The 11,094-nt window shown below is 45.6% G+C and carries 12 protein-coding genes and 1 pseudogene; 6 read left to right on the top strand and 7 right to left on the bottom strand.

The window, feature by feature from the left end; translation table 11 throughout:
• Window positions 1–495 (top strand): annotated as a pseudogene (locus tag JHC35_RS07185) (amidophosphoribosyltransferase); the annotation flags it as partial.
• A gap of 9 nt (window positions 496–504) precedes the next feature.
• Window positions 505–1,467, top strand: coding sequence for a TIGR01212 family radical SAM protein (locus JHC35_RS07180; protein WP_295043533.1), 963 nt, complete (start codon window positions 505–507; stop codon window positions 1,465–1,467).
• Here the strand turns inward: JHC35_RS07180 and JHC35_RS07175 are convergent.
• From JHC35_RS07175 to JHC35_RS07150, 6 genes are all read right to left on the bottom strand, one after another.
• The gene (locus tag JHC35_RS07175; protein WP_295043530.1) at window positions 1,464–1,994 is read right to left on the bottom strand and encodes a DUF2393 family protein; all 531 of its coding nucleotides are present in this window, start codon (window positions 1,992–1,994) and stop codon (window positions 1,464–1,466) included. The genes JHC35_RS07180 and JHC35_RS07175 overlap by 4 nt on opposite strands.
• Window positions 1,991–2,506 (bottom strand): DUF2393 family protein, encoded by a 516-nt coding sequence (locus JHC35_RS07170; protein WP_295043527.1) that lies wholly within the window; start codon window positions 2,504–2,506, stop codon window positions 1,991–1,993. The genes JHC35_RS07175 and JHC35_RS07170 overlap by 4 nt, the downstream gene beginning before the upstream one ends.
• The gene (hisIE, locus tag JHC35_RS07165) at window positions 2,503–3,177 is read right to left on the bottom strand and encodes a bifunctional phosphoribosyl-AMP cyclohydrolase/phosphoribosyl-ATP diphosphatase HisIE (protein ID WP_295043524.1); all 675 of its coding nucleotides are present in this window, start codon (window positions 3,175–3,177) and stop codon (window positions 2,503–2,505) included. The genes JHC35_RS07170 and hisIE overlap by 4 nt, the downstream gene beginning before the upstream one ends.
• 53 nt (window positions 3,178–3,230) lie before the next feature.
• Complete coding sequence (locus JHC35_RS07160; RefSeq protein WP_295043522.1) at window positions 3,231–4,268, bottom strand: prohibitin family protein; 1,038 nt, start codon at window positions 4,266–4,268, stop codon at window positions 3,231–3,233.
• A 41-nt stretch (window positions 4,269–4,309) separates the two neighbouring features.
• Window positions 4,310–5,230, bottom strand: a complete 921-nt coding sequence (locus JHC35_RS07155) for a branched-chain amino acid transaminase (protein WP_295043519.1) — start codon at window positions 5,228–5,230, stop codon at window positions 4,310–4,312.
• A gap of 163 nt (window positions 5,231–5,393) precedes the next feature.
• Window positions 5,394–5,843 carry a globin gene (locus JHC35_RS07150; protein WP_295043516.1) on the bottom strand — a complete coding sequence of 150 codons (450 nt, stop codon included), beginning with the start codon at window positions 5,841–5,843 and terminating at the stop codon, window positions 5,394–5,396.
• A gap of 134 nt (window positions 5,844–5,977) precedes the next feature.
• Here JHC35_RS07150 and JHC35_RS07145 point away from each other — a divergent pair, with 134 nt between their 5' ends.
• Window positions 5,978–7,393, top strand: coding sequence for an aldehyde dehydrogenase family protein (locus tag JHC35_RS07145; RefSeq protein ID WP_295043513.1), 1,416 nt, complete (start codon window positions 5,978–5,980; stop codon window positions 7,391–7,393).
• Window positions 7,394–7,529: 136 nt separating this feature from the next.
• Window positions 7,530–7,997, top strand: coding sequence for a peroxiredoxin (locus tag JHC35_RS07140; RefSeq protein ID WP_295043511.1), 468 nt, complete (start codon window positions 7,530–7,532; stop codon window positions 7,995–7,997).
• Window positions 7,998–8,061: 64 nt separating this feature from the next.
• On the opposite strand, the gene JHC35_RS07135 is transcribed toward JHC35_RS07140, so the two are convergent.
• On the bottom strand, window positions 8,062–9,603 hold the full coding sequence (locus JHC35_RS07135; RefSeq protein WP_295043508.1) for a DUF3373 family protein: 1,542 nt from the start codon (window positions 9,601–9,603) through the stop codon (window positions 8,062–8,064).
• Window positions 9,604–9,899: 296 nt separating this feature from the next.
• Between JHC35_RS07135 and rpsB the strand changes: the two genes are divergently transcribed.
• Both rpsB and tsf read left to right on the top strand, forming a co-directional pair.
• The gene (gene rpsB, locus JHC35_RS07130) at window positions 9,900–10,673 is read left to right on the top strand and encodes a 30S ribosomal protein S2 (RefSeq protein ID WP_295043505.1); all 774 of its coding nucleotides are present in this window, start codon (window positions 9,900–9,902) and stop codon (window positions 10,671–10,673) included.
• 2 nt (window positions 10,674–10,675) lie between these two features.
• The coding region (gene tsf / locus JHC35_RS07125) for a translation elongation factor Ts (protein ID WP_295043502.1) at window positions 10,676–11,094 on the top strand (419 nt) is incomplete at its 3' end.

The following is an 11,094-nucleotide window of genomic DNA, read 5'->3' as shown; positions in this document are numbered from 1 at the left end:
GTACCGGATGGCGGTGTCCCCGCAGCGATTGGGTATTCACAGCAAAGCGGCATCCCTTATGAGATGGCGATTATGCGTAATCACTATATCGGGCGTACTTTTATTGAGCCGACCCAAGAGATGCGGGATTTGAAAGTCAAAATGAAACTCTCTCCGATCAACGATCTGATTCGGGGAAAACGTCTCATTGTGATCGACGACTCGATCGTTCGCGGAACGACAAGCCGCCAAATCGTCCGTATGCTCAAAGCAGCAGGGGCATCTGAAGTGCATATGCGAATCTCGAGCCCGCCGACAACCGATCCGTGCTACTACGGTGTTGATACGCCGGATAAAGAGAAACTGATCGCGGCCAATATGAGTATCGAAGAGATTTGTGAATTTATTGAAGCCGATTCTTTGGGGTATTTGAGTAATGAAGCGCTTCTAAGCAGTGTCAACGGAAAAGAAGAGAACTACTGCACGGCGTGTTTCACCGGCAAATACGTTATCTAAGAGAGCCTTATGCGGGAGCAGATTTTTACGTTCGGACAGTATCTGCAGCGTACTTTTGGGGCCAAAGTCTCCAAAGTTCCCGTCTCCATTTCAGGGTTTACCTGCCCCAATATTGACGGGAGCGTTGCCAAAGGGGGATGTACGTTTTGTGAAAACGATTCGTTCAGCCCCAGTTTGGATCGTGCCCGTGAATTAAAAGGTTTTTTTCTCAATCTTCAATCACAAAGCAATCCCCATTTAGATAAACAGCTTCAGCAACTCGAATGGCAGTTTAATGCCCTCTCTTCACGCTTGCACGATGAAAACGGCGCTAAAAAGTTCATGGTCTATTTTCAGAGTTTTACCAATACCTATGCCCCTTTTGACACCCTCAAAGCGCTTTATGAGAAAGCACTGAGTTTTGAGAATGTTGTAGGTCTTAGTATCGGAACCCGATCGGACAGCATCAGCGATGAGACGTTTGAATATTTGCGTGAACTCTCTCGAGAAACAGAGATTTGGGTGGAGTTTGGAATCCAGTCGATATATGATGAGACGTTGGAGCGGATCAATCGCGGACATGACAGCGCGAATGTCAAAGAGGCGATTCTCAAAGCCAAATCGTACGGATTAAATGTGTGTGGACATCTGATCTTCGGATTACCGGGAGAGAGTAAGGAGATGATGCTGGAGACGGCGAAAGCGGCGTATGCTCTTGGAATCGATTCGGTCAAATACCATCCGCTCTATGTCGTGAAGCGGACCGCACTGGCGAATGAATACACGCGCGGAGAATTCATTCCGATCAGTGAAGAGCTGTATATGGAGGTGCTCAAAGAGGCGCTTTTGTTGAAACCATCACATGTGAGCGTTCAACGGATCAGTGCCGGCATCGACGATGATACATTGATTGCTCCGCAGTGGTGCAGGGATAAAAACAGACAGCTTCGCGCCGTGAATAACGCACTTGCATCCATAGGGCTTAAGTATTAGTTCGCCTTAGCCTCTACGGTATAAGAAGCATTGGTAAAATAGGGCGGATATTTCATCAAAATCCTAAAGGGTTTGGAATGCCCCGGATCCAAATAATCGGCAATGACGTGCTCTTCCATAATATTTTGGCGTTTAAAGTTGGGGTTATCCCCCTCATACACTTCGGCAAATACGGAAGGCTGTGTAAAAATAGACTCTTTCCCGCTTCCTCCCCCGTAAGAATTATTGAGCTTTACGACGGCTACGACATTGGCAACCGGAAATTTTCCTACGTTTCTGACCGTCCCTTTTATCAGTATTTGTTCGGACTGATAATAGCGCTCCTTGTCCAGATTGGACACCTCTACTACATAGGCGTACTCATTGATCGCTTTCCAGCTAAAACCGCCGATCAATACCAAAGTGAGGGTGATGGTGGTCAAGATCGACAATTTATATTTGGTTTGTAATGAGACAATAACCCCGATGATAAATAAAAGAGAGAGAACGGCAAGTAAAAGATAATGCAATATAGTTAACGGACTCATCTGCACTCAGCCTTTATGGTGATATTAAAATCTTTGTTGTATCGGAACGGTTCGACAAAAAGTTTAAACGGTGCCGATTCTCCCGGAGGTATATCTTTGATAATTTTGATTGACCCTTTTTTGAACGGCATATAAGGGTAGAGCTTATCAATATAACGGTAATGCGATACTTTGTAAACCCCCGCATAAATGCTGCACTCTTTGAAAGGGCGCTTTGAGGTGTTATTCACATCCCCTTTGATCAAAAGGGCATCGGTAAACTCCAAAGCTTTCACTTTGTGGAGAATGATTTGGTTTTTAAAAAGGTAGCGATGAAGTTGAACATAACCGACAGCCGGTCCGATCGTCAGAACACCGAACGCTAAAATGACAAAGGTAACCGCAATCGCCATTTTACGGCGTAATGCAATGGCTAAAACTAAAAAAAGCAAGAAGAGGACAAATATCCCCCCGAAAAGAAAATAATCGTAGATGATGAGATGGTGGATAAAATCAATGATTTGTGCTTTCATTTTTCCCTAGCGTTTTTCTCCGCAATCCCGCTCATCCCAAATCGTCGGGCAAGCTCTTGTTTAATCCGATCGGGAGAGATATTTTTGTGCCCAAGTGCAACCAAGACGTGATATACTAAATCGGCACATTCGTAAATAATTTCATCTTCATTGCCGTCTTTGATCGCAAAACTAAATTCTCCCGCTTCCTCAACCACTTTTTTGAGGATAGCATTGTCCCCTTTACTGAAAAGTTTTGCGGTCCATGAGGTTTCGGGAGAGCCGTTTTTTCGACTGAGTATTGTGTGATAGAGTTCATCGATAATACCGTACGTTGCTACCGTGTCGATTTGAGGATCACTGATGGTATCACCGCTCTCGATGTCGGTAAAGAAGCACGATTTACGTCCCGTATGGCACGCTACCCCTTCTTGTCGGACGAGTAGGAGGAGGGTATCGTTATCGCAGTCGAGCAAAAATCGTTCAATGTGCTGTAGGTGGCCGCTAGATTCCCCTTTTTTCCAAAGACGTTGTTTGGAACGGGAAAAATAATGGGCTACTCGCGTAGAGAGGGAGAGTTCCAAGGCTTCACGGTTCATGTACGCCATCATCAGTACTTCCAATGTAGTGGAGTCTTGTACGATAACGGGAAGAAGCTCTGATTTAGCCCAGTCGATTTGATCAAGATTCATGGATATTGCCTTTCGTCATTCCCGCGAAGGCGGGAATCCAGCTTAAAAAGATTTTAGTGTGTAGAAGAGACTTTTTGAGTATCACCTGTTTTAGTATCAAGCCAGATATTCGGTGTTGATCCCCCCGGAGTGAGGAAAATTTTCGCATCTTTGTTCTCTTTGAGCGCTTCGTTGAATTTTCCCTGAACTTGGATTTGCTCCAATTTCAATAATCCCGGTGTGAGAGATGAACCGATGAGCTGATTGGCTTTGGCTTGCGCTTGCGCTTGGATGGTGATCGCATTGGCGGTACCTTGGGCTTCGGTCTCTTTTTTGAGTGCTTCTTGTTTTGCTCTCTCTACGTCTTGTTGTGCCCGCTCAACCTCTTGTTTTGCCACCTGAACCCGCTCGATTTGATCTTTCACTTTTTGAGGAAGACCGATTTCGCGCAGTTGGATTGATTCAAGTTGTGTCGGAGCGTTACCTTGACGTTCTATTGTTTTACGGATTCCCGCTTCGATCTGGGTTGCTATGGCATTGCGCATGATCGGGAGATTTTCCGCTTCGTATTGACCGATAACGTTTCGGACGATGTCACGTGCTACCGGATCGATGATTTTATCTTCCCAGCTAAAGCCCCAATTGGAGATCGTTTTTGCCGCCAATTGTGCATTGAGGCGATATTGGACGGTAATATCGATGGCAACAGGAAGTCCCCGTTTGTCCAAAACGGTGATCGCCGGCTTGGAAACGATCCCATCCCCAAGGGTTGAGGTTCGATCGATTTTATCGGAGTAGTTGATAATGCGCACTTTGGTATCGACGATGTAGATTTTTTGGATCAGCGGAATCATAAAATGCAGACCCGGCATCAACGCTTCATCACTGTATTTTCCGTTGGTGGAGAGGATACCGCGTTCCCCTTCGGTAATGATAACGAACGGCTTTGCCAATAGAAGAATCAAAAGAAATCCGCCAATGACCCAGAACATTCCCGCCTTTTGAGAATTCATATTGAAGTCCATTTTGGGAGGTTTCGGAGTTTGAAATCCGCCCCCGCGTTGTTCCTCTTTTTTCTTTTTGTTAAAGTAGTCGTTCATATCACTTGCCATGCAAATAATCCTTTTTATATGTCAACGCTATCGGAATTTTTTTATTTGATATACGTTAAGTAGTGCTCGAAATCAGGGTTGCGCCCGTATACAATGTCAAAATAGCCGCTTTGGAGCTTTTCGGTGATCGGTCCGCGTCCGCCTGCACCGAGAACACGGGCATCGACTTCGCGAATCGGGGTGAGTTCGGCTGCCGTTCCGGTGAGGAACGCTTCATCGGCGATATAGATCTCTTCGCGGCTGATACGGCGGCGTGTTACGGTGTAACCCATTTTTTCCGCCATTTCGATAACGGTTTTTTGGGTGATTGAAGCCAAGGAGTTGTCATTCGGCGGAGTAACGATCTCATTGTTTTTAATCATAAAAAATGCGGCGCCACTGGCTTCGGCAACGTATCCCTCATCATCGAGGAGTAACGCTTCATCGTATCCCGCTTCAACCGCTTCGAATTTCGCCATTTGGCTGTTGAGGTAGTTTCCGACCGCTTTGGCTTTACCCATATTGGATTTGTTGTTTGGACGGCTGAACGATGAGATTTTCAAGCGAATCCCTTTTTTCATCCCCTCTTCGCCGAGGTATGCACCCCATTCCCATGCGGCTACCGCAACCTCTACCGGTGCTTGTTTGTGATAGATCCCCATAACACCGTATCCGAGATAGACGATCGGGCGAAGGTAGACGTTTTCACCGGTAAAGCCGTTTTCACGGATCAAATCGATTTGTGCTTGATTGAGCTCTTCTACCGTGTATGGGACGTTGAGAAGGGTCATTTTTGCCGATTCGATGAGACGTTTTGTGTGATCGTTCAGACGAAAAATAGCGTACCCTTTTGGAGTTTTATAGACCTTTGTCCCTTCGATAACACCGTTTCCATAATGCAATGTGTGGGCAAGGACGTGAATTTTTGCGTCATTCCATGCGACAAGATTACCGTTCATCCAAATGTATTTGGCTTCATTCATAGGGAAGATCTCCAAAATAAAAATTGGGAGATTTTAGCGTGAAAGGGGTTTAATGTTTATTAAGAAGTTTGCTAAAGCGCGGGTTACTGCGCGTGGGCATCTCGCCGAGGGAAACAAAGTGTTAGCGTAGCCGGACGGAATTTACTTCCGTCGGCGTATAAAATCAATGCGAAGGGGTATTGATCATCCAGATGGAGAATATATCGAGATAGTTCCAAAACGATTGGATATATTCAGGGCTTACACCCTCCTTTTCAAGCAAAGGGAGAAGTTCGGCATAAAACTCCAGCCAGCGGCGGCGTGCAGCTTCATCGATACGAAACGGTGCATGTCGCCCAACCATACGCGGTTCTCCGCGTGTTTGGTTGAAATAATCGGGTCCGCCGCAGATTTGAATAAAAAAATCAGCGGCATGTTTTTTGGCAGCGCTAAAATCATCTTCGTCATTTACGGGAAATAGAAAAGCGATGTCACTGTTTCGGATCATCTCATAATGATCGTCCACCAATTTGCGAAAACGTTCTTCTCCCACCTGAAAAAAGAATCCCGGATGAGGCTTCGTAACGGGAGGGCGTACCCCTAAAACACCGTCGGTAATTTTGAGTTCGAGCATGATAGTCCTCTGCGTATTTTTGGGACACATTCTAAAGAGAAGATGAAAAGAAAGAGCTTAAACGCTCCTCGGCGTTCTCATTTTAGGTGATGATTTGTATAATTGAAACATAATTTACTGCGGAGAAGTATAGTATGGACGCACACGTTTGGATGGGCTCACGCAAGGTTGTATCAAAAAGTTACATGAAGCGTTTCAGTCCGTATGACGGTCGCGAAGTTTCTCGCTCAGCGGTCTGTAGTGTCGAGGATGCTAAAAACGCTTTGAAAATTGCGCAAAATGCCTCTAAAGCAGCCCGTAAAGTTCCGTTGTATCAGCGATGCGCATGGATGCTGGATGTCGCTTCCAAACTACGCGAATACAGAGAAGAATTTGCGAAAACTTTGTGCGATGAGGTAGGAAAACCGATCACCTATGCACGAATCGAAGTGGATCGTTGTATTGAGACGATTACCCTATCGGCAGAAACGATGCGTACCATGCATGGAGAGACGATCAATGCCGATGCAATGGCAAGCGGACGAAGTGCGCATGCCTACTGGCGCCGAGAACCTGTCGGCGTTGTAGTTGCAATTACACCGTTTAATTTCCCGCTCAACCTCGTTGCACACAAATTGGCTCCAGCCTTGGTTGCGGGAAATACCGTTGTCCTCAAACCGACTCCCGAAGCACCGCTTTGTGCCTATAAGCTTGCCAAGCTTTTTATCGAGAGCCCGTATGCAACTCTGGATGCACTGAGCGTCGTTTACGGCGATGCCGAGGTAGGAAATGCCTTGGTCAGCAGCGATATTCCCCGCGTTATCAGTTTTACGGGGTCGGTCGGCGTAGGCAATAGTATCACCCGAAATGCGGGGATTAAAAAAATCTCTCTTGAGCTGGGGGGGAATGCGGCGACGTATATCGATACGAGCGCCGATTTGGAATACGCCGCATCGAGATGCGCGATCGGTGCGTTTGTCAACTCGGGGCAGGTATGTATTTCACTCCAGCGGATTTATGTCGAGAGTAGTATTTACGATGCATTCGCCCAAAAAATGGCAGAAGCGACCGCTAAACTCGTAGTGGGATCACCGTATAATGAGGAGACTTTTTTAGGACCGCTCATTAATGATGAAGCCGCAATACGGGCAATGAATTGGGTGGAGAGTGCGATAGAAGAGGGGGCGCGAGCACTCACCCCTCCTCACCGTGAGGGACGGATTTTTTATCCGTGCGTAATGGCGGATGTGAGCGAATCGATGAAGATCGTCTGTGAAGAGGTGTTTGCCCCGATAGTTAGTTTGGTGAGGGTGGATGGAATCGATGATGCAATAGAGCGGATGAATAATTCACCGTATGGATTGCAGTTCTCGATTTTTACCAATAACCTTGCTCATGCAAAAAAAGTGATAGACGAGTGTGAAGCGGGGGGGATCGTCGTCAATGATATGCCGACACTCCGTTTTGATATTCAGCCTTATGGCGGAGTCAAACTCAGCGGAGTAGGGCGTGAGGGACCTCGTTTTGCTATCGAAGAGTTTACCGAAATCAAATCCATTGTGATTCTTTAATCTACTTTTCTGTTTAGTCAGAAAAGTAGCAAAAGATCATACCGTGATCCAAGAACGCTCGTTCCTCTCGGCACTTCTGCCTTCGGAACGGCTCTAGGTGTTGGATCACGGAAAATTAATTAATAAGGAAAAATAGATGCTAGAAGTAGGAAGCGTTTCCCCCGATTTTTGTTTGAGTAACCAAGACGACGTAGAGATCTGTTCACGCGATTTACGCGGAAAATGGATCGTATTGTATTTTTATCCGAAAGACTCCACTCCCGGATGTACGACCGAAGCGTGCGAATTTAGTGCGGCGATGGATGAGTATGATGATCTGGGGGCAATTATCCTCGGAGTGAGTGCGGATAGTACCAAATCCCATCGTAACTTTATCGCCAAACAAAATCTGGATATTACCTTGCTGAGCGACCCGACAACGCAGATGATGCAGGACTACGGTGTATGGGCGATGAAAAAGAATTATGGCAAAGAGTACATGGGGATTGTCCGATCAACCTATATTATCGATCCAAAAGGGATTGTCCGTGCTGCATGGACGAATGTAAAAGTAAAAGATCATGTGGCGAAAGTAAAAGAAGAACTGGCAAAGCTGGTAGGGTAGTTTTGTCATCCCCGCGAAGGCGGGGATCCAGCTAGATTCCCGCCTTCGCGGGAATGACGACTTTTTAGAATTTATAGCGGATATAGGCTCGAATATCTTGAGCTTTATCGACTACTGAACCAGCGATATTCCCTGATCCTGGTACGAGCATTGAGTTCGATATATCCATCGGCGTTCCGGTTGTGCTACCGAAGAACCCGTTGCTTCCGCTGTAATCATAGTTGATATAGGTATAACGGAGTTGGAATGTTAAGATATCTTTGACAAGAGGTTCGGTGAAATAGACCTCATACGCATCCCCGCGTGCGGCAATCTTCGAACCGATCATAGTATCTTCACCGTAAGTAATCGGTCGCCAGTAATTCGATCCATGATTAAACTCAATACCCCAGCGCCCTTCATCGCTGATAAGCGATGGAAACTGGGTTCCTATCCAGTAGCTGTAACCGGTTTTACTATCCGTTGAACCGAGCATTCCTCCGTTTGCTTTATAAGGGTCTGTTTTGGACATTGCTCCACTTACAAATACGGTTGTATTATCGAGAAAATCACTGATACCGTCTCCGATACCGTTAACCATTACAAAAGCGGTAGCAGTGTGTAAACCTCCGACAGTATCAAATCCCCCTCCTGCATTCGTATCTATGAGATTATTCGCATAGGTATATTGAAATCCGGTACTGTATTGTTTATCGTCATAAGGGACGATAATGATCCCACCCAAATCAATATTATTGGTTGTTTGTGAACCTTTTCCGGCATAAGGTGTTCCCTCCGGATCAAAACGCGGTTCGGCTTCACTCATTCCTCGTCCCGCACAGAGTTTGAAATACGATCCCGTAAGACCGGTCAGCCCTTCCATGCCGAATTTTGCACTCGCTCCGTCAAATTCGGTATTAACGGTATGGGCAAGAGGGGAGGATGCTTTGACGTCATCTCTAAAATTGATGAGGTGACCCTCGGTTGAAGGTCGGCGACCGACACTGAATGTCCAAGGCATATCCAGTCCGGCGAGCTCATCTCCGGTATAGAAGAAATAAGCGGAGCGGACGCGCAATGTATCATCGTATGCCGATTCGCCGCTAATCCAGTCAAACCCTTCCATTCTCGCTGTATCAGGATTGGCCATAGTTCGTTGACCAAAAATTTTGTTATACCCAAGTTGTCCGACAAAGCTGAGGTTTTTCGTTGCGGCATAGCTCATATTGAGCCATAGGCGGTTGCTGAGAAGGGCATCATTTTTTTGTGTAGAACCATCTGCCATTTTATAATGGAGATTATCGACGCTGGTACGGAAATCAACCCCGAATTTGAGATTGTTTCCGTTGGTTTTTTTGTTGATGTCACTGATTTGATCTTGGAGATCTTCGAGTGTTTTTACAACATCTTTAGGTTGATCGGCTGAAGCGACTTCTGTTTTTGGATCGCTTTTTTCAGCGGCAGGCAAAGATTGCGCTTTTTCTGCCCTCAACGCATTGAGCTCAGCTTTGAGAGCGGCCATTTCACGTTCCATCTTTTCAAACCGTTGCATCAATGTATCGTCTGCAAATAGGGTTGCACTCAGTAATGCGGCAGTAATGAGCGAACCTAAAAATCGTTGTTGCATTATTTCTCCTTATTCTAACGGCTATCCGTTGATGTGAATGATATTAACAAAAATTATATAAAAGTAATTTGAATATGTAAGAATAGTGTGATAAAAAAGTGACCCATGTATCAAAGATTAAATACAGCTAAATTTAAGAGCCATTTCAGTATAATCCGCACGATTTTCTCTATCAAAGTACAGAAAAAAATCGCAAGCGTATCACTGTTCTCGTGCATCCGATGACTCATCGGCTCTGTTTTTGAGCGCCCAAGAAAACGAAGAACACAAAATATTTCTCTTATTAGGAGTCCCTTATGGTCACAATGAAAGACCTTCTTGAGTGTGGTGTACACTTCGGTCACCAAACACGCCGTTGGAACCCAAAAATGAAAAAATACATTTTCGGTGTTCGTAAAAATATTTATATCATCGACCTTCAAAAAACATTGCGTTATTTCCGCAGTGCATATCAACAAGTTGTTGATGCTGCAGCTGAAGGGCAAACAGTTCTTTTCGTAGGAACAAAAAAACAAGCTCGCGCAGCAATCCGTGATGCAGCTGTTGCATGTGGTATGCCATACGTTGATAACCGATGGTTGGGTGGAATGTTGACAAACTTCCCAACGATCCAAAAATCAATCCGCAAACTTGACATCATCGAAGAGATGCAAGCAAACGGTCAAATCAACCTTTTGACTAAAAAAGAAGCGTTGATGATGGAGCGCCAAAAACAAAAATTGATCGATTACCTTGGCGGTATTCGTCACATGAAAACATTGCCGGATATGATGTTCGTTATCGATGCGGTTAAAGAAAACATTGCGGTTCAAGAAGCACGTAACCTCGGTATCCGTGTTGTTGCTCCACTTGATACCAACTGTGATCCGGACGTTATCGATATTCCAATCCCTGGAAACGACGATGCGATCCGTTCTATCCAACTTTTCTGTAAAGAGATGGCTGAAGCGATCAATGAAGGTAAAGCACTTCGCAACGGCGGAAACGACGAAGTGGCAGCAGAAGAAGCAGCGACTGAGGAAGTTGCGGTAGAAGCGGCTGCTGAAGAAGTTGCAGCAGAGGAAGCATAATCATGGCAGAAATCACAGCAGCAATGGTAAAAGACCTCCGTACGGCGACTGATGCGCCGATGATGGATTGTAAAAAAGCCCTCACTGAGTGTGATGGTGACATGGAAAAAGCAAAAGATTGGTTGCGCGACCGCGGTATGGCACAAACAGCTAAAAAAGCGGATCGTGTTGCGGCCGAGGGACTTTTGGGTCTTAAAGTTTCTGACACATTCACCTCTGCTTCATTGGTAGAGATCAACTCTGAAACCGATTTCGTTGCGAAAAACGACGGTTTCATCGCGCTTGTCAATAATACAGCGGCGCATATATTTACGAGCGGTGTTAGTACTCTTGAAGAGCTTAACGAGTCTTCGTACGAGACCGGTACGTTCTCTGAGTACTTTACATCACAAGTTGCACGTATCGGTGAAAAAATCGTTAC

The sequence above is a fragment of the Sulfuricurvum sp. genome (assembly GCF_022759005.1).
Lineage (GTDB): Bacteria > Campylobacterota > Campylobacteria > Campylobacterales > Sulfurimonadaceae > Sulfuricurvum.
Note: the sequence above shows the minus strand (reverse complement) of the source record. Positions and strands in the feature narration are given on the sequence as shown.

Bases quoted from the DNA above. Each gene is read 5' to 3' on its own strand.
- JHC35_RS07180 (WP_295043533.1), top strand. From the start codon at position 505: ATGCGGGAGCAGATTTTTACGTTCGGACAGTATCTGCAGCGTACTTTT.
- JHC35_RS07175 (WP_295043530.1), bottom strand. From the start codon at position 1,994: ATGAGTCCGTTAACTATATTGCATTATCTTTTACTTGCCGTTCTCTCT.
- JHC35_RS07170 (WP_295043527.1), bottom strand. From the start codon at position 2,506: ATGAAAGCACAAATCATTGATTTTATCCACCATCTCATCATCTACGAT.
- hisIE (WP_295043524.1), bottom strand. From the start codon at position 3,177: ATGAATCTTGATCAAATCGACTGGGCTAAATCAGAGCTTCTTCCCGTT.
- JHC35_RS07160 (WP_295043522.1), bottom strand. From the start codon at position 4,268: ATGGCAAGTGATATGAACGACTACTTTAACAAAAAGAAAAAAGAGGAA.
- JHC35_RS07155 (WP_295043519.1), bottom strand. From the start codon at position 5,230: ATGAATGAAGCCAAATACATTTGGATGAACGGTAATCTTGTCGCATGG.
- JHC35_RS07150 (WP_295043516.1), bottom strand. From the start codon at position 5,843: ATGCTCGAACTCAAAATTACCGACGGTGTTTTAGGGGTACGCCCTCCC.
- JHC35_RS07145 (WP_295043513.1), top strand. From the start codon at position 5,978: ATGGACGCACACGTTTGGATGGGCTCACGCAAGGTTGTATCAAAAAGT.
- JHC35_RS07140 (WP_295043511.1), top strand. From the start codon at position 7,530: ATGCTAGAAGTAGGAAGCGTTTCCCCCGATTTTTGTTTGAGTAACCAA.
- JHC35_RS07135 (WP_295043508.1), bottom strand. From the start codon at position 9,603: ATGCAACAACGATTTTTAGGTTCGCTCATTACTGCCGCATTACTGAGT.
- rpsB (WP_295043505.1), top strand. From the start codon at position 9,900: ATGGTCACAATGAAAGACCTTCTTGAGTGTGGTGTACACTTCGGTCAC.